Genomic DNA, 19,729 nt, shown 5'->3' on the forward strand with positions numbered 1-19,729 from the left:
CCCGTTGCGGTGATCTGCGGGCCTGTCGTCAGTCCTGCTGCTGACGCAGCGCATACCCGGCCGCATTTTCACCCGCCATACGGCCAAAGATAACAATATCTGCCACCGCATTGCCGCCAATCCGGTTACCGCCATGAATACCACCGACCACTTCACCCGCGGCAAATACCCCGGCCAGTGGCTGGCGGTTCTGCCCGAGGACTTCGGCACGGGTATTGATGGTAACGCCGCCCATGGTGTGATGCACCCCGGGAGCGATACGGATAGCATAATAAGGTCCGTGATCCAGCGGCTGCCGCAGTGCCGTGGTACGGCCAAAGATATCTGCCTGCTGATGTGTCACGACACGATTATACTGATCCAGGGTGGTCTGTAACGCAGCAGTATCCATCGCCAGTGCCGCAGCCAGTGCTGCCGGGGTCCCGGCACTGATTACAAAGCCGCGGGCAATATAGGTTTCGGTGGCTTTATTATGCTCACGGATCTGCTGGTCAAAGATAATCCATGCGGCTTTTTCCGGTAAACCAATAATCCTGGCCGAGACCTTATCGCGGGTATCCATTTCGTTGATAAACCGTTGTCCCTGCTGACTGACCAGAATCGCCCCACCGCCACGTATGGCTTCAGAAATCAGGTAGGAGGTTGTCTGTTCGACGGTCGGATGGATTTGTATTTCCCCCATATCCACGGTTCCGGCACCGAGCGTCTGTAGCAGGGCAATACCACTGCCGGTCGCCCCCGGATGATTGGTCGTCACAAACCCTGCCAGATCCGGGCGGTAATGCACCACCATCTGCGGGTTAGCACTGAATCCGCCGGTCGCCACCACCAGGCTGCGGCAACTGATGTCCTGGCTTTCCTGCTGTGCATTCAGCAGGGTTACCCCGCAGACCTGTCCGTCCTGACAGCAAATACCGGTCACACTGGTATCCGTCATAATTTCAATCTCCGGACGCTGCTGAATATTTTTCAGTAAACCACTGACCAGATAGCCCCCGACCGCAGAGGCATCCGCCGGACGGTGGGTTCTGTCAATACTCATCCCCCCTGTGATAGTGATATCACTTAATACAATGCCGCGCTCTGCCAGCCAGTCGATAGCCTGCGGAGCCTGCTCCACAAATTCATGCAGCAATACTGTATTATTTTTCCCCTGGCCGCCGGCCAGAGTTTCCTGATAAAACAGCTCTTTACTGTCGCTGATCCCTTTAAGTGTCTGGAAACGGGTTTCCGCTGCGTTCATGCCGACCGACGCTTTCAGAGTATTCCCGCCGGGGATCGGCATTTTCTCGACAATCAGGACTTTCGCCCCCAGCTCACTGGCCTGAATGGCCGCGGTTAACCCGGCCCCGCCACTGCCAATGACCACCACATCATAAGAGGCTGGCTGACCCCCGTTTTCCTGCTGTAACCTTTGGCGTGCTGAGGTCATCATCACCCTGGCTACCGCTTTTTTAATCTCTTCACTCCGGGTCGTCGCCCCGGTCACCGCATCCACATAAGGACTGTTGGCATCAAGGATCCGCGAGCGCAGTTGCTTAAAATGGGTGGTAAATTCGACATCTTCCGCTGGCGCGGCATCAAGCATCAGATCGGTAATGCGGTCTTCTGACAGGACTACGGTAAGCTGACTGTCCCCTTGATCATCCTGCAGGGTTTCACGGAAGCTACCGGCAGCAAACTTGCCCGTGGCGAGGCTCATATCCCGTACCATGGCGGCAACCTGCGGGAAATACCAGAGCGGTTCAGGGATACATAATGCCTCGCGCTGACGATTATCGATAGTTAATGTCAGGGATTCTCCTGCCAGTAAACGCTGGCTCCAGGCCGGACTGGCAATCGCTGCCCGGCCGACAGCCACCAGAGAATAACCGTGCGAAAAGGCCTGTGTAATATCCTCTGGCCCGGTAACACTGCCCACACCAATTACCGGCACTGTCGCCAGGGCAGCTGAACGCCCTGCCATATATTTATCAATTAATGGCTGCCGGTCAGCGGTATCCACCAGTGAACTGCGCAAAATATGATTCATCGAAAAATGGACATAATCCAGCCCGGCAGAGGCCAGTTTATCCAGCAAATACAAGGTATCGGCAAAGCGAATACCCGGCTGCTCCGTTTCTTCAGGAGAGAAACGGTAACCGATAATAAAGCCCGGTTCTGCATACTGCCTGGCCATCTGACGGGTAATGTCCAGCACCGCCAGCGGAAAACGGGCGCGTTTTTCGCTGTTACCGCCCCATTGGTCATCGCGGCGGTTAGCATGGGGAGAGAAAAACTGCTGAATCAGGTAAGTATTTGCCCCGTGAATTTCCACACCATCAAATCCGGCGGTAATCGCGCGGCGAACCGCCTGGCCGAATTTTTCCACCATACCACTGACTTCCTCAGCCGATAATGCCCGTGGTGTGGCTGCCCCTTCCCGGGGAATAGCAACCGCGGAGGGAGCGACCGGCTGGCGGCCACCAATCAGCAGGGGTTCGCTCATCCGGCCACCGTGATAAATCTGCAATACCGCTTTTGAACCGCGCTGTTTTATCGCGGAGGCTATTTTCTCCAGCCCGGTAATTTTCATGTCACTGTCAATCCCCAGAGCGCCGGGGAAGGCAGGTCCGTTATCTTCCACATAACAGCATTCAACAATAATCACCGCAGCTTCACCGGCACGCTGACGATAATATTCCACCAGTTCACTGGTCACACTGCCATTATAAAATCCGGCACAGGTCGTCATCGGGGCCATCACTAAACGATTTTTCAGCACGGTGCCACAGGACAGGGTTAACGGCTCCGCTAACTGCGGATCAGGATATGTCATGATCTACTCCGGAAAATGTCTGATGCTTTTTATTGCAGAATATCACGGGGATGGTCGGTATTATCGCCCCCGTAACAGATGACCGGATTCAATCACACCCCCCGGTAAAAACTTATGACATACATTAATTAAACTCAAAAAAAAGAGTTTTAAATATATTGATTATCTGGTCCGGCCTGATAAATACCAATCAGGTTATTTAGTTCAGATTAACAAGCGAATTACAAACAAACAACAAGATAAACTGACCGGTAAGGTTAACAGATCCTCTAATTAACTACTTTTATCTATAATAAAACTGACAGGCAGTTTTTTATTCTGCCAGATATTGATTAACCCTGAAAGTCGCTACAACACCTCGAATTTAAAAATATAATTTAAAAAATAAAATTTTAATTCCAGTTCGTTGATCAGGATCAACGGCTAAAAAAAGAGAGCGCCGATGATATAAACACTTTATCTGTCAGTCAGATGAGGTACTATGCCGGATATAATTACAAGCGCTATTTCAACGGCTTCCGCTCATACGGAATAAAACTATCGCCGGAAATGCAATATTACCTGTACGCTGCTACCTTAATATTTAAACTACTAACAGAAAAAGACGATGAACGTAAAATTAAATACTGCACCGCCGCTGAACGGGTCTCCCCCTGCCGCAGGCAAAAAAAACCGTTTGATATTGTTGCTGCTGCCAATAATTGTTGCACTGTTGTTATTAGCTGTACCGGTGCCGGCAGGACTTCCTCCTTATGCATGGCATTTCTTCGCTATTTTCGTCGGGGTGATTGTCGGGTTGATTTTTGAGCCGTTACCCGGGGCAGTGATTGGTCTGACCGGCGTAGTCGTGATTGCACTGTTCAGTCAGTGGCTGCTGTTCAGCCCGGAACAACAGGCTGCTGCCGGGTTTAAACTGGCCGGACAATCATTTAAATGGGCCGTCAGTGGTTTCGGGAATTCCACTGTATGGCTGATTTTCGGTGCCTTTATGTTTGCTGCCGGTTATGACAAAACGCAGTTCGGCCGTCGTCTTGCCCTGATACTGGTGAAATACCTGGGGCGCCGCAGCCTGACTCTCGGTTATGCCATCACCTTTGCTGATTTACTGCTGGCCCCTTTTACGCCTTCCAACACCGCCCGTAGCGGGGGCACCATCTACCCGATTATTGCCAACCTGCCGCCATTGTATGACTCTAAGCCTAATGACCCCAGCGCCAGGCGGATCGGCTCTTATCTGATGTGGGTCGCCATTACCGCGGCCTGTATTACCAGCTCTATGTTTCTGTCTGCTCTGGCCCCCAACTTGCTGGCCCTGGCGCTGGTTAAAAGTATCACCGGTATCACGATTTCCTGGGGTAACTGGTTTATCGCCTTTCTGCCGGTCGGAGTGATCCTGATTCTGGTGATGCCGTTGCTGGCGTATCTGTTTTATCCGCCGGAAGTCAAAGTCAATGATGAAGTCCCCCGCTGGGCAACCCGTGAGCTGGAGAAACTCGGCAGACTGTCGCGTAACGAAATTCTGCTACTGGTCTTTGTCTGCGCTGCTCTGGCAATGTGGATCTTTGCCACCCGCTGGATTGAACCGGCGATGGCTGCCATGCTGGTCATTACCCTGATGTTATGGACCGGGGTACTGAACTGGAGCGATATCACCGGTAATAAAGCCGCCTGGAATACCTTTGCCTGGTTTGCCACCCTGGTCGCCCTGGCTGATGGCCTTTCCTCCACCGGATTTATTAGCTGGCTGGGTAAAGAAGGCGGGGCACTGATGGGCGGAATATCGCCGGGCGTCGCCAGCCTTATCTTAGTGGTGGCGTTCTTTTTGCTGCACTATCTGTTCGCCAGTACCACGGCACATACCACCGCTCTGCTGCCGGCGATGCTGACCATTGCCGCCACTATCCCGGGCCTGGATATGCAGGTTTTTTGTCTGATGATGGTCACATCCCTGGGGATCATGGGGATTATCACCCCTTACGGTACCGGACCAAGCCCGATATACTATGGCAGCGGCTATCTGCCAACCGCCGATTACTGGCGTCTCGGGACCATTTTCGGGGCTATCTTTCTTGCGGCCCTGCTGCTTATCGGCTATCCATGGATGGCGATGGTCTTCGGCTGACAGATCGGGTTTATCGCTGCAGGTATTAATGCGTTAAATGATTATCCCTCCGCGACCGCTATCAGCGGGTGGCGGGGGGACATAATAATTACCATCAGTATTTTGCGAAGCGCAACGGTATCCCGTTGCTGCCGATTAAGTGAGAAAACATGTCGAATACACCTTTCCATTATCAGGACCCTTTTCCGGTCACCGAAGATCAGACTGACTATTACCTGCTGAGCAGTGATTATGTCTCAGTTGCCAGTTTTGACGGCGAAGAGGTGATCAAAGTCGCCCCGGAAGCACTCACCCTGCTGGCTCAGCAGGCATTCCATGATGCATCATTTATGCTGCGTACCGCCCACCAGCAACAGGTGGCGGCTATTCTTGCTGATCCTGAAGCCAGTGAAAACGATCGCTATGTCGCCTTACAATTTCTGAGAAATTCAGAGATTGCTGCCAAAGGTATTCTGCCAACCTGTCAGGATACGGGAACCGCGATCATTATGGGCAAAAAAGGCCAGCGGATCTGGACCGGTGGCGGTGATGAAGCCAGCCTGTCCCGCGGCGTATTTAATACTTTCCGGCAGGATAATCTGCGTTATTCGCAGAATGCTGCACTGGACATGTATAAAGAAGTGAATACAGGCACCAACCTGCCGGCGCAGATTGATCTGTACAGTGTCGATGGTGATGAATATAAATTTCTCTGTATCGCCAAAGGCGGCGGTTCAGCGAACAAAACCTATCTCTATCAGGAAACCAAGGCACTGCTCAGTCCCGGTAAACTGCAACAATACCTGGTGGAGAAAATGCGCACTCTCGGCACTGCGGCCTGCCCGCCCTACCATATTGCCTTTGTGATCGGCGGTACCTCCGCCGAAAGTACCCTGAAAACGGTGAAACTGGCATCCACCCATTATTACGACGGACTGCCAACTGAAGGTAATCACTATGGACAGGCTTTCCGTGATACGGAACTTGAACAGGCGTTGTTAAAAGAAGCTCACAGCCTCGGGCTGGGTGCACAATTCGGTGGTAAATATTTTGCCCATGATATCCGGGTCATCCGCCTGCCACGCCACGGCGCCTCCTGTCCGATAGGAATGGGGGTGTCCTGTTCCGCGGACCGGAATATTAAAGCCAAAATTAATCGCCAGGGGGTGTGGATTGAAAAGCTGGAACATAATCCGGCCAGACTGATCCCGGAACATCTGCGCCGGGAAGGCGAAAGTACGGTAGTGGATATCGACCTTAACCGGCCGATGAAAGAGATACTCGCCCTGCTGACACAGTATCCGGTCTCTACCCGGCTGTCACTGAACGGCACCATTATTGTGGCGCGTGATATTGCCCATGCGAAGCTGAAAGAACGGCTGGATAACGGCGAAGATCTGCCGCAATACATCAAAGATCATCCGGTATATTATGCCGGCCCGGCCAAAACACCGGCTGGCTATGCCTCCGGCTCCCTCGGCCCGACCACCGCCGGGCGTATGGACTCTTATGTTGATCTGCTTCAGGCCCATGGCGGCAGCATGATTATGCTGGCAAAAGGTAACCGCAGTCAGCAGGTTACCGATGCCTGTCAGAAACATGGCGGATTTTATCTTGGCAGTATCGGCGGACCGGCAGCGGTACTGGCACAACAGAGCGTAAAAAGCCTCGAGTGTGTCGAATACCCGGAACTGGGTATGGAAGCCATCTGGAAAATTGAAGTACAAAACTTCCCGGCATTTATTCTGGTAGACGATAAAGGAAACGACTTTTTCAGCCAGATCCTGCAAAACCAGTGTGCCGGTTGCGCAAAATAACCGCAAACAATCACGGCCTGCTTTCCCGCAGGCCGTTTCCGCAATAACGGGTAACCCCTGCCCGCAGTAATGTAATATTCTCCGCGACGTTTTTTCCGTGACTGTCGTGTAATGTTCTACACTGACAACCACACCCTTGAGAGGAGAACATCATGAGCAAGATTAAAAGCTACGCCGCAGCAGAAGCTGGCGCAGAACTGGAACTGTATGAATTTGATGCCGGCGAGCTTGCTGCCGAAGATGTTGAAGTCAAAGTAGAATACTGCGGTATCTGCCACTCGGATTTGTCGATGATCGATAATGAATGGGGAATTTCACAATATCCGCTGGTTGCAGGCCACGAAATTGTCGGCCGTGTCCACGCTCTGGGCGCAGCCGCACAGAGCAAAGGCCTGAAAATCGGCCAGCGGGTCGGCATTGGCTGGACAGCCCGCAGCTGTGGTCACTGTGACGCCTGTATCAGCGGCAGTCAGAGCAACTGTCAGCAGGGCAGCGTACCCACTATCCTGAACCGTGGTGGCTTTGCCGAGAAGATCCGTGCCGACTGGCAGTGGGTGATCCCGTTACCGGAAGCGCTGGATATCGAATCTGCCGGCCCGCTGTTGTGCGGCGGTATTACGGTATTCAAACCGTTACTGCAGCACCATATCACCGCGACCAGCCGTGTCGGCGTGATCGGGATTGGCGGGCTGGGACACATTGCCATCAAGTTACTGCATGCAATGGGCTGTGAGGTGACCGCGTTTAGCTCATCACCGTCGAAAGAAGCGGAAATTCTGGCGATGGGGGCGGATAAAGTGGTTAACAGCCGTGATCCTGAAGCACTTACAGCACTGGCGGGTCAGTTCGACCTGATCATTAATACCATCAATGTGTCTCTGGACTGGATGCCGTATTTCCAGGCGCTGGCTTACAATGGCAGTTTCCATACCGTCGGCGCCGTAATGAAACCGTTTGAAGTCCCGGCCTTTACCCTGATTGCCGGTGACCGCAGCCTTTCCGGTTCTTCGACCGGTTCTCCTCACGAGCTGCGCAGTCTGGTAAAACTGGCGGCCCGTTCCGGCGTCAAACCACAGACCGAACTGTTCCCGATGTCAAAAATCAATGAGGCTATTCAGCATGTCCGTGACGGTAAAGCCCGTTACCGTGCAGTACTGAAAGCTGATTTCTGATATTTCAGCGGCCCGTCTTGCGGGCCGCAATCTCAGTGATTACTCTCCGGTTTTACCGGCTGTTTCAATGGCAGCCACCACCTGAAACCGGCTGTCGGCCGGTCACCTCCCGGCAATCCTATGGTTCGTCTCTTCCCGGTGATGCAAGTTCCCCCCGATACGGCAAGGGCCAGCGGCAGTTTTAGCTGATCATAAAAGTGCAGCAGTTCTCCGGCTAAAACATTTATCCGCTCCGCCCCCGGCAATAATGCTATCCATCCCCCCGATGAAAGGCGTTGCTCACTGGCCCTGCGGCTGTTCACCTAATACACCGGGACTGTCAGCAGTAAGTCCCGCCGTTCTGCGGCCATTTTCAGGCCCGCGCTCTGTCGGCAAAAAGCCGGGAATTTATAAGTAATAATTAACCGTTATATCCTGATTTTTCACCGCGACAACCGGCTAACCTCATCACACTTCCCGTTATTTCACGGGGTCTTCCGGCAGTAAGGCAATGATTAGCAAAAAATGTGCAGAGTAATGCACCAATCAGCATTAAATAAATACCCGTCGTCTGGTTATAGTTTTGAAAAAATTACTCACCGGTTACTTACTATGCCAAGAAATGAACAACTGTCGCTGGGGGCTTTTATTCATCCGGCCGGGCATCATGTCGCGGCCTGGCGCCACCCACAGGTGGCCCCCGATCCGCTGGATATTCAGCAGTATATTCAGATTGCGAAAACGGCCGAACGCGCCTGTTTTGATATGCTGTTTTTTGCCGACAGTCTGGCGGTGTTCGATTCTGTCGAAGCCCATAAGATGGCCCGTTCCAACTATTTTGAACCGGTCACATTACTGGCATCGCTGGCGGCGGTGACGCAACATATTGGTCTGATTGCGACCGCGACCACCAGCTACAACCAGCCTTATCATATCGCCCGGCAGTTTGCCTCACTGGATCACCTGTCCGGTGGCAGAGCGGGCTGGAATCTGGTGACATCCGATGCCGCCAATGAAGCCGCTAACTTTAACCGGCACCAACACTTCAGCCATCAGGAACGTTACCTGCGTGCCGCCGAATTTTACCGGGTGGTGGAAGGTTTGTGGAATAGCTGGGAAGACGATGCCTTTATCTATGATAAGGCTTCAGGTCAGACCTACCGTCCGGAAAAAATGCATCCCTTACATCACCGTGGTGACTATTTTCAGGTCAGCGGGCCATTAAATATTGCCCGTTCCCCACAGGGTAAACCCGTGGTCGTGCAGGCAGGTTCCTCGGAGGCCGGTAAGGCCCTGGCGGCAAAAACGGCCGATCTGGTATTTACCGCACAGTCTGATCTGAAAAAAGCTAAAGAGTTCTATCAGGACGTCAGGCAGCGCCTCAGTGCCTGCCAGCGTCCCGAAAACAGTCTGAAAATTATGCCGGGCGTACTGCTGGTCACCGGCCAGTCCCGGCAGGAAGCCGAAGAAAAGTATCAGCAATTCCAGCAACTGGTTCAGCCGGAGGTCGGTATCGCGTTATTAGGCAGAATGCTGGGTAATTTTGACCTGTCCGGCTATCCGCAGGATCAACCGCTGCCTGAACTGCCGCTGTCAGATTCAGGGCAGCAGAGCCGTCAGGCTCTGCTACGGGGGATCGCCGCCAGCGAAAACCTGACGCTGGCTGAGCTGGGCCTGCGTATTGCCGGTGGCCGCGGTCACCACACGGTAATCGGGACCGCGCAACAAATTGCCGACGAGCTTCAATGCTGGTTCGAAGAATATGCCGCGGATGGTTTCAATATTATGGTCCCGCACCTGCCTGCCGGACTGGACGATATTGCCCGGACGGTTATTCCCGAATTACAGCGCCGGGGGCTGTTCAGAAAATCCTACCAGGGAAAAACCCTGCGCAGTCACCTGGGGCTGACACCACCACCTTTTCATCCGCCTTTTGAGAGTCAGTAACATGAGTTATCAGCCAGCAGAACAACGTTATCAGCACATGTCCTATCCGCATTGCGGCAACAGTGGTTTAAAACTGCCGCGCATTTCTCTCGGACTGTGGCAGCACTTTGGTGATAACAGTACCCGCGAACAACAGCGAAGTTTACTGCGCTGTGCCTTTGACGCCGGTATCACCCATTTTGACCTGGCAAATAACTATGGCACACCCTATGGCAGTGCCGAACAAAATTTCGGAGAAGTGTTTCGTCGTGATTTTCGTCCCTTCCGCGATGAACTGATTATTTCCACCAAAGCGGGTTACGATATGTGGCCGGGGCCTTACGGCCAGGGAGGCAGCTCGCGGAAATACCTGCTTGCCAGCCTGAATCAGAGCCTGCAACGCCTCGGCCTGGAGTATGTCGATATCTTCTATTCCCACTGTTATGACCCCGCCACGCCACTGGAAGAAACGGCTTCCGCCCTCGCCAGCGCCGTGACACAGGGTAAAGCACTGTATGTCGGGATCTCCTCCTATCCGTCAGCAGAAACCGGTGAAATAGCCCGGTTACTGCAACGGTGGCATATTCCTTTGCTGGTCCATCAGCCTGCTTATAACCTGTTTAACCGCTGGGTCGAAGACAGCCTGCTTGAGACCTGTGCCCGGCAGGGAACAGGGATTATCGCCTTCAGCACCCTCGCTCAGGGACTGCTGAGCGGAAAATACTCCGCCAGTACCCCGGCTGCCCTGCGCCGTCATAGTATTGATCAGCGTGAACTGAGTGCGGAAAACTTTGCCCGCATTGCCGGGCTGGAAAATATTGCCCGACAGCGTGGTCAGTCATTACCGCAGATGGCACTGGCATGGGTACTGCGCCAGCCACAGATCAGCTCCGCACTCACCGGCGTCAGTTCACCGGAACAATTACTGCATAACCTCGGGGCATTGCAAAATATCCGCTTCAGTGAAGAAGAACTGCGGGATATCGACCATTTCGCTATCGACGGCAGCAGCCAGTTTGGCCGAATCAACGACCGACAGACGGAGGGCTGATGTTTACACTGCTGACAACGTTCGCCACATTATTACTGATTATCCTGATCTCTTACTGGCTGACCCGGCGGTTTAAACATACCACCGCACGGGAGTACTTTATGGCCAGCGGCAAACTGAGTTTCGGCTTTATTGCCGGTTCCATGATGCTGACCAATGTTTCCGTCGACCAGCTGATCGGTCTGAATGGTGATGCCTACCTGCATAATCTGAGTGCGGTCGCCTGGGAAGCTACAGCGATTATTGCCATTATCGCCCTGGCACTGTTCTTCCTGCCGCGCTATATGCAGGGCGGGTTTACCACCCTGACGGAATTTATTGAATCCCGATATGATAAAACAGCGCGCAAAATTGTCAGTGTATTACTGCTGATGACCTATACCCTGGTGCTGTGTCCCTCGTCGTTATACCTCGGGGCACTGACCCTGGAAAAAATATTTAATATTCAACAGGCGCTGGGGGTCAGCTACCAGACCAGCATGATCCTGATGATTTGCCTGACCGGCTTTATTGGTACCGCCTATGCGGTACTGGGAGGGCTGCGGGCTATCGCCGTCTCCGATACCATTAACGGGGTGTTTCTGATCGTCATCATTCTGCTGGTGCCAGTACTTGGTTTCCTCGCTCTTGGTCACGGGCACCTGCTGGCCGGAATGCAGGAGTTACTGCGACAGAATCCGCAAAAACTGAATATGATTGGTAATAATCATGACAGCGTGCCTTTCAGTACCCTGTTTACCGGCATGATCTTTGCCAACCTGTTCTACTGGTGTACTAACCAGGCAATTATGCAGAAAAGCCTTGCAGCACGCTCGCTGCAGGAAGCCCAGAAAGGGATCCTGCTGACCGGTGCCTGTAAGCTGGTGCTGCCGTTACTGATGATGTTACCGGGAATTATTGCGTGGCATTATTTTCATGGCCATCCCCTGACCTCTTCCGACCTGGCCTATCCTTCGCTGATTGCGGCATTACTTCCCTGGTGGCTGAAAGGCTTTTTTGTCGCCATCATTCTGGGAGCAGTAATGAGCCACTTTAATGCCATTATTAATGCCTCTGCCACGTTGCTGACTTATGATTTTTACCTGTCATACCGGCCAAAGGCCACAGACCATCAGCAGGTACGCTTTGGTAAGCAGATGAGTTTACTGGTTGCGTTAATCTCCATCGCCTGTGCTCCGCTGTTAATGGATGCACCGGAGGGCATCTATACATTACTGCGGCGTTTCACCGGTTTCTTTAATATGCCGGTGATTGCTGTCGTGCTGTTTGCTTTTATCGTCGCCCGCCCGCCGGCTATTGCTGCCAGAATTGTGCTGATATCACATGCTCTGATATACGGTATTTTTATTCTGGGGCTGAATGTTGATGCCCGCTGGGGGATCAGCTTTATTCATCTGATGGGGATCTTGTTTGCCGGTGAGATGTTACTGTTGTTTATTCTGCACCGTTACCTGCCCGGCAAGACAATACCGCCGATCACTGCCACCGGTAAGGAGCTGGTTAGCTGGCAGTATGCGGTTCCTGTCAGTGTGGTGCTGGTCGCCGCACTGATCAGTCTTTATCTGACCTTCTCTCCGCTGGGGATCGTCAGCGGGCATCTGACCTCTGGCTGGTATCTGTCAATGGGCCTGCTCTGGACACTGGCGTTAGTGATTGCCGGCCGCAGCCATCTTCGCCATAAACCGTTATTATCATCCCGCACCCGTCAGGGCAGCCTGCCACTGGATAATAATTAACGGTGTTCAGGGCGGCAGTACTGGTATCAGGTACGTCACAGGGCTGCCGTCAATATTCAGGGACAACCAATGGGGCCGGAGGTGTTTATCACCGCCCCCTGTAACACGGACCGGTTGTCGCCGGTCCGCCAGAGGTTCGCAGCATCAGCCGGTCGCAGAAGAACCATAAACTCCCGGCAATCAAAGGTTTTCAGCAGCGGCGGGACATTATTTTTCAAAGGCAGGTTTCAGGCTGATATGGGCGATAAGCCCGGTCAGTGACAGAACCATCACCGAGCGAACTATCTGCTGATAGCGTTGCTGTTGCATAATATTTAATTCCTTATCCTCACTGACAAAATCGGCAGGCGGCGGAATAGTCACACAATGCAGTTCAGCAAAAGGCCCGAGAACTTTATCATCAGTAAAACTGTACTCGGTGCCGTCATGATTCAGGGCTTCACGCAGTGTCATAAGCCGTTCACAGTCTTCATACTCAGCGCGATTAATGACCCCCAGGCCGTAAATCAGTTTCAGGCGTACCGATAACTCCCCCAGCGGGCCATTACCCAGCAATAAAGGCCCGACCGCATACTTGACCGCATAATCATCTTTACGGAATACTTTGACCAGCAGAACATTCACGGCTTCCGACAGCATTTCAATGGCGGCGATCAGAAAACTTCTGACAGACTGCCCGCTATTCAGCCGTTCCAGCACCCGGTTTTCAAAAGCCTGCGATTGTTCCATTGGTCCCTGCATATCACCCCGGTCGTCTGATAATACCCGCAAGGGCACAGTAAGACTGTGCCCTGAATATTTATATATCAGGAATAAGGGGCCGATTATACCATAGCGTTCCGGGCCGCCACTATCGCCCTGACAAGCTCACTGTCAGCCTCCAGCCCGGAGATTTCAGCCAGGGTGGCAGCAACACCCTGTTTCTTCAGCAAACTGGCCAGCTCATACGACTGAGGATCCTGCTCACTGTGGAAGTGTAATGCCGCAGCTACCCCCGTAATCAGATGTTTCTGTGGCAGTTGATATTCGAGGGTGCCGAGTATCGGTTTAATCAGCCGGTCACCGGCACTGAGTTTGCGCAATGGCTGACGCCCTACCCGCTCCACATCATCATCCAGGCAGGGATTCTCAAACCGACCGAGAATACTGCGGATATAAGCCGCATGCTGGTCAGCATCGAAAGCATAACGACGGATCAGCACCGCGCCGCTTTCCTCCATCGCGCCCTGCACTGTCCGACGGATATGCGGATCCAGCACCGATTCGCGGATAGTTTTGTGCCCCGCCAGGTGACCAAGGTAAGCCGCGATCGCATGGCCGGTATTCAGTGTGAACAACTTTCTTTCGACAAACGCCATAAGATTGTCGGTCAGCGTCATCCCCGGAACTAACGGAAACTCGCCTTTCAGCCGGGTCTTATCGACAATCCATTCACTGAAACTTTCAGCAGTCACTGCCAGAGGATCACCGCCGGCGAGGGCAGGCAGGACAATACGGTCAACCGCAGAATCAGCAAACCCCGTATGTTGCTCAACCCATGGCTGATAATCCGCTGGCAGCGCGGCCATAACACAGGCTTTTAGCCTGGTGGTGGCCGATAACTGGTTTTCACAGGCAATAATATTCAATGGCCGGTGATTGCCATTCTCCTTACGACGCATAAGCCCCGTAGCCAGGGTTGCGGCAACAGCACCGAGAACCTGAGCACCGACGGCGGTGGTAATCAGATCCGCTGAAGCAATTAAATCCATGATTGCTTCGCTGGTACTGTTGACCGCCCTGACCCCCGTGACAACAGAGAGTTGCGGTTTCTCGCCGGCGATTTGCACCGGATATTCTCCGCGGCGGTTCAGTTCATCCACCACCCGCTGATTAATATCGGCAAAAATCAGTTCTGCCCCCGCTTCTGCCAGCAATTTCCCGATAAAACCACAGCCAATATTACCGGCACCAAAGTGTAATGCTTTCATAGTACGTCCTTTTACAGTCACAATCAGAATCAGCAGCAGATTGCGCAGCCGTATCCCTGCCACGCCGCTGCGCCTTGCATGGATATCAGGTTTCAGCTGGCGGGCTTATCCGCCAGCAGTGCCAGAACTTCCGGCACACTTTGGGTGGTAGCCAGCCGGGTGATGATGTGTTCGTCATCCAGAGCTGTCGCCAGCCGGGAGACCACCTGAATGTGTTCGTCATTACGCGCAGCAATACCGATCACCAGCCGCGCGATATCCTGCGGCTGGTCACCGAAGTGCACCCCGTCAGGGTACTGGCAGAACACTATCCCGGTTTTCAGCACACGATCTTTGGCGGCTACTGTGCCGTGTGGCACCGCAATCGATTCTCCGAGGTAGGTTGACGCCAGGGTTTCCCGTTCCAGCATGGCTGCCACATATTCCGGCCGGACATAGCCTCTTTTCACCAGTTGTTCACCGGCAAAACAGATAGCCTGTTGTTTAGTCTCAGCGTAATTGCCCAGCAGCACATCACCGGCAGATAGCCGGAAAGAGGGCCCCGGATGTTGTCCGCCACTGTTGTCAGCGACCCGGCTTAGCGGCTCAGCCTGCGGGCTGACCAGCTGCAAACGGACAGCCAGATCCTGATACAGATCGCTGTCAAGGAAACGGGTCAGAGAAATATGCCGGGCCTGAGGTGCCTGGCGCATCGCCCGTTCAGTCAGTTCACGGTGGGTAATGACCAGGTCCGCATCCTCCGGCAGGCTATTGATTGCAGCATGGGAGACAGAAATATGCGTCAGACCGGCATCAGTGATTTTTTTACGCAACATCCCGGCCCCCATCGCACTGGATCCCATCCCTGCATCGCAGGCGACGATGATCTGGCGAACATGCCGGAGATCATCCGGCAGCGATATCTCTGCTGAGACCTGCTGGCCGGTTTTCATGGCCCGCACGCGACGGGAAGCGGCATCCATATCCTGCTCTCTGACTTTCCCTGTTTTCAGCAGGATGACGGCAATAATAAAAGACACCAGAAATGCTGTGATAATGGCGGCAATATTGGCAAAGTAAGCGCCTTTAGGCGTCATTGCCAGTACCGCCAATACCGAGCCAGGCGAGGCCGGAGAAACCAGCCCTCCGTCCAGCAACGCCAGGCTAAATACACCACTTACCCCGCCACAGATCACCGCAAGGATCAGCCGCGGATTCATCAGTACATATGGGAAATAAATCTCGTGGATCCCCCCGAAAAAGTGGATGATGGCTGCGCCTCCGGCAGACTGCCTGGCATTTCCGCGGCCAGACAGCATATAGGCCAGTAACACTCCCAGTCCGGGACCGGGGTTGGCTTCAATCAGAAAGAACAGGGATTTACCGGCCTCACTGGCCTGCTGGATCCCCAGCGGGGAGAATATCCCGTGGTTAATCGCATTATTCAGAAACAGGATTTTCGCCGGTTCAACAAAGACAGAAGTAAGGGGCAGCAGACTATTCTGCACCATCAGATTAACCCCTGATGCAAGCAGGCGAGACAGCCCCTCAGCCAGTGGCCCGATGGCCAGGAAGGCCAGAATAGCCAGTAACATACCGATAATTCCGGCGGAGAAATTATTGACCAGCATCTCAAAACCGCTTTTAATTTTATCGTCCGTATAACGGTCAAAGATTTTGATTATCCGGCCGCCCAGCGGACCCGCGATCATCGCCCCGAGGAACATTGGCATATCCGCCCCGGCGATAACGCCCATCGTGGTAATCGCCCCGACCACCCCGCCACGCTCTCCCCCGACAAGACGACCGCCGGTATAACCAATTAATAAAGGCAGCAGATAGGTAATCATCGGCGAAACAAGTTTCGCCAGGGTCTGACTGGGTAACCAGCCGCTGGGAATAAACAGCGCGGTAATCATCCCCCAGGCGATAAAGGCACCGATATTTGGCATTACCATATTGCTTAAAAAGCGGCCAAAGCTTTGTATTTTTATTCTGATAGCTGATGAAAACATATAAATATTCCTTATAAATATGCACCAACACATAAAAAGGCACGGGAATGTACTGTCCTGCAGATATCAGCATGACATCTCCGGGAGTGATCACTCTGGCGGACTCTATCACGCAGATCTGGCGGCGCATATTCGGGTTAAATAATGTGATATGTATCACCATAAAGCGCCGTGAAGAGGGGGTGAATTAGTGATATGAATCACATTAAAAGATAATATTGCAGAGCAATATGCGGATTATTTTTACAAAATCCTGTTTTTATGTGATTTAAATCACATTTTCTTCTTATTTATTTTATTTTGATTTGTGATCTGATTAACAATTTATTTTTAGCCATCATGCGCCGCTTCACATTTTTATTCTGGCCAGTCAGCAGCCTGTATCCGCCGCGGAAATGTAAGGGTGTATGATTATTCAGACCGGATACTCCGGTTAATTTAAATCAGAAAAAATAATCGATTTACTGATTAGTCTTGTCTGCCGTGGCACTTTTGTCAGAGTCCGGCAGCACTGGCCGTTCCGGCTGCGATCTGAATCACAGAAAACCGCCGGCGGCCGCGGGCAGAAAACCACTCAGGACCTCCGGTAACCGCTCTGCCACGCATATTGCCACTCAGCTATTTTTATTCCCGCCGCCTGCAAAAAATCGCCAGGATATTCTGACCGGTAAAGGAATATCCGGCTCAGGGGCGCTGCGGTGCCCCGGGGATTCCCTCGTATAACACAATATAAAACAGCAGGTTAATCATGGATAAACATAAAATTCTCAGGCACATCCCCTGGGCGGTGTTAGGGGTCATTGGTGCGTTTTGCCTTGCTGTGGTGGCATTACGGCGCGGTGAACATGTCAGTGCTATGTGGCTGGTGGTCGCCTCCGTTTCGGTCTATCTGGTGGCATACCGCTATTACAGTCTGTATATCGCGCAAAAAGTGATGCAGCTGGATCCTTCCCGCGCCACCCCTGCCGTGATGAACAATGACGGCCTTAATTATGTTCCGACCAACCGCTATGTCTTATTTGGTCACCATTTTGCGGCTATCGCCGGGGCCGGCCCGCTGGTCGGGCCGGTTCTGGCTGCACAAATGGGCTATTTACCCGGCACTCTGTGGCTGCTGGCCGGTGTGGTACTGGCCGGTGCGGTACAGGACTTTATGGTGTTGTTTATCTCTTCGCGCCGTAATGGCGCATCCCTCGGCGAGATGATCAAACAGGAAATGGGGCCGGTGCCGGGTACCATCGCTCTGTTTGGCTGTTTTCTGATTATGATCATTATCCTCGCTGTACTGGCGCTGATTGTGGTTAAAGCACTGGCCGAAAGCCCGTGGGGAGTATTTACCGTCTGTGCCACCGTGCCGATAGCGCTGCTGATGGGCGTATATATGCGCTATATCCGCCCCGGCCGGGTACTGGAAGTCTCGGTCATCGGGCTGGTATTACTGGTGCTGTCTATCTGGTTTGGCGGTGTCATTGCCAGTGACCCTTACTGGGGACCGGCACTGACATTTAAAGACACCACTATTACCTATGCACTGATTGGTTATGCTTTTATCTCCGCTCTGTTACCTGTCTGGCTGATCCTCGCCCCGCGTGACTATCTGGCAACCTTCCTGAAAATCGGGGTGATTGTCGGTCTGGCGATCGGGATCGTGATCCTGAATCCGGATCTGAAAATGCCGGCGATAACTCCGTTTATCGACGGCAGCGGCCCGTTATGGAAAGGCGCTCTGTTTCCGTTCCTGTTTATTACTATTGCCTGTGGTGCGGTTTCCGGTTTCCATGCACTGATAGCTTCCGGCACCACACCAAAATTACTGGCTAACGAAAAAGATGCCCGGCTGATCGGTTACGGTGCCATGCTGATGGAATCGTTTGTCGCGGTCATGGCACTGGTTGCTGCCTCAATTATCGAACCGGGTCTCTATTTCGCCATGAACACTCCGCCGGCAGGGCTGGGCTTTACCATGCCTAATCTGCATCAGCTGGGGGGAGAAAATGCGCCACTGATTATGGCACAACTGAAAGACGTGACAGCACAGGCCGCCGCCACAGTCAGTTCCTGGGGATTTGTGATTTCACCGGAGCAAATCCTGCAAACGGCCAAAGATATTGGTGAGCCTTCGGTGCTTAACCGCGCCGGGGGAGCACCTACCCTGGCGGTAGGTATTGCCGATGTATTCCACAAGATTATGCCACTGGCCGATATGGGCTTCTGGTATCACTTCGGGATCCTGTTTGAAGCCCTGTTTATCCTGACAGCACTGGATGCAGGCACCCGATCCGGACGCTTTATGTTGCAGGATCTGCTGGGTAATTTTGTACCTTTCCTGAAAAATACCCGCTCCCTGCCCGCAGGAATAGTGGGTACTGCCGGCTGTGTCGGACTGTGGGGTTATCTGCTGTATCAGGGGGTTGTGGATCCGCTGGGTGGCGTGAAAAGCCTGTGGCCGCTGTTCGGTATTTCGAACCAGATGCTGGCGGCCGTCGCCCTGATGCTGGGTACTGTGATCCTGATTAAAATGAAACGTACCCGTTATATCTGGGTAACCACCATCCCCGCAGTCTGGCTGCTGATCTGCACCACATGGGCTTTAAGTATGAAACTGTTCAGCGCTAATCCGCAACTGGAAGGCTTTTTTTATATGGCACGGGAATACCAGGCGCGGATAAATGACGGCAGTGCACTGAGTGCTGCTCAGATAGCGAATATGCAACAGATCGTACTGAATAATTACACCAATGCCGGCCTGAGTATTCTGTTCCTGCTGGTGGTGTACAGCATTATGTTCTACGGGGTGAAAATCTGGCGTCAGGCGGCGAAAAACCCTCAACGCAGCGATAAAGAAACCCCTTATGTTCCCGTCCCGGAAGGGGGGGTGAAAACCTCCTCCGGCCATTAAGCGACCGAAGGCTCGCCGTAATATGCGGGCCGTTATTATCAGGAGACACGATGTTTGGTAAAGCAGGCTCTGCATCAAAATATCTGGGGCAGGCGGCAAGAATGCTGGTAGGTGTCCCGGATTATGACAACTATGTTGAACATATGCGCAACCGTCACCCTGATTTGCCGGCGATGAGTTATGAAGAATTTTTTCGTGAACGTCAGCAGGCAAGGTATGGCGGAGACGGTAAAGGCGGCATGCGTTGCTGTTAACCAGGGAGAGTC

At 53.0% G+C, this 19,729-nt stretch carries 12 protein-coding genes; 8 read left to right on the plus strand and 4 right to left on the minus strand.

All coding sequences use genetic code 11. The features are described 5' to 3' along the window. Window positions 1-28: 28 nt before the first annotated feature. Window positions 29-2,818, minus strand: a complete 2,790-nt coding sequence (locus JK211_RS10470; RefSeq protein ID WP_212708623.1) for a flavocytochrome c — start codon at window positions 2,816-2,818, stop codon at window positions 29-31. Window positions 2,819-3,425: 607 nt separating this feature from the next. Between JK211_RS10470 and JK211_RS10475 the strand changes: the two genes are divergently transcribed. The 6 genes from JK211_RS10475 (at window position 3,426) to JK211_RS10500 (ending at window position 12,600) form a co-directional block, all read left to right on the plus strand. After that, complete coding sequence (locus JK211_RS10475; protein WP_212708624.1) at window positions 3,426-4,940, plus strand: anion permease; 1,515 nt, start codon at window positions 3,426-3,428, stop codon at window positions 4,938-4,940. 149 nt (window positions 4,941-5,089) lie between these two features. Next, window positions 5,090-6,736: a class I fumarate hydratase FumA gene (fumA, locus tag JK211_RS10480; RefSeq protein ID WP_212708625.1), complete on the plus strand. Its 1,647-nt coding sequence runs from the start codon at window positions 5,090-5,092 to the stop codon at window positions 6,734-6,736. 152 nt (window positions 6,737-6,888) lie between these two features. Next, entirely contained in the window at window positions 6,889-7,908 is a 1,020-nt protein-coding gene (locus tag JK211_RS10485) for an NAD(P)-dependent alcohol dehydrogenase (RefSeq protein ID WP_212708626.1), read from the plus strand. A 591-nt stretch (window positions 7,909-8,499) separates the two neighbouring features. After that, window positions 8,500-9,834, plus strand: coding sequence for an LLM class flavin-dependent oxidoreductase (locus JK211_RS10490; protein ID WP_212708627.1), 1,335 nt, complete (start codon window positions 8,500-8,502; stop codon window positions 9,832-9,834). Between the two features lies 1 nt (window position 9,835). Beyond that, the gene (gene mgrA, locus JK211_RS10495; protein WP_212708628.1) at window positions 9,836-10,864 is read left to right on the plus strand and encodes an L-glyceraldehyde 3-phosphate reductase; all 1,029 of its coding nucleotides are present in this window, start codon (window positions 9,836-9,838) and stop codon (window positions 10,862-10,864) included. Further along, window positions 10,864-12,600, plus strand: a complete 1,737-nt coding sequence (locus JK211_RS10500) for a solute:sodium symporter family transporter (protein WP_212708629.1) — start codon at window positions 10,864-10,866, stop codon at window positions 12,598-12,600. The genes mgrA and JK211_RS10500 overlap by 1 nt, the downstream gene beginning before the upstream one ends. A gap of 207 nt (window positions 12,601-12,807) precedes the next feature. Here JK211_RS10500 and JK211_RS10505 read toward each other — a convergent pair whose 3' ends face one another. The 3 genes from JK211_RS10505 to JK211_RS10515 all read right to left on the minus strand — a co-directional run bounded on the left by JK211_RS10505 (window position 12,808) and on the right by JK211_RS10515 (window position 16,564). Next, window positions 12,808-13,329 carry an MltR family transcriptional regulator gene (locus JK211_RS10505; protein WP_283092722.1) on the minus strand — a complete coding sequence of 174 codons (522 nt, stop codon included), beginning with the start codon at window positions 13,327-13,329 and terminating at the stop codon, window positions 12,808-12,810. A gap of 95 nt (window positions 13,330-13,424) precedes the next feature. Next, entirely contained in the window at window positions 13,425-14,570 is a 1,146-nt protein-coding gene (locus JK211_RS10510; protein ID WP_212708631.1) for a mannitol-1-phosphate 5-dehydrogenase, read from the minus strand. Window positions 14,571-14,662: 92 nt separating this feature from the next. Beyond that, window positions 14,663-16,564 (minus strand): PTS mannitol transporter subunit IICBA, encoded by a 1,902-nt coding sequence (locus tag JK211_RS10515; protein WP_212708632.1) that lies wholly within the window; start codon window positions 16,562-16,564, stop codon window positions 14,663-14,665. Window positions 16,565-17,312: 748 nt separating this feature from the next. Between JK211_RS10515 and JK211_RS10520 the strand changes: the two genes are divergently transcribed. Both JK211_RS10520 and JK211_RS10525 read left to right on the plus strand, forming a co-directional pair. After that, on the plus strand, window positions 17,313-19,463 hold the full coding sequence (locus tag JK211_RS10520; protein WP_212708633.1) for a carbon starvation CstA family protein: 2,151 nt from the start codon (window positions 17,313-17,315) through the stop codon (window positions 19,461-19,463). A 50-nt stretch (window positions 19,464-19,513) separates the two neighbouring features. Next, a complete protein-coding gene (locus JK211_RS10525; RefSeq protein WP_212708634.1) occupies window positions 19,514-19,717 on the plus strand; it encodes a YbdD/YjiX family protein in 204 nt (67 codons plus the stop codon). Window positions 19,718-19,729 lie beyond the last annotated feature (12 nt).

The sequence above is a fragment of the Tatumella sp. JGM130 genome, assembly GCF_018257525.1.
In the GTDB taxonomy this organism is placed as follows: domain Bacteria; phylum Pseudomonadota; class Gammaproteobacteria; order Enterobacterales; family Enterobacteriaceae; genus Tatumella; species Tatumella punctata.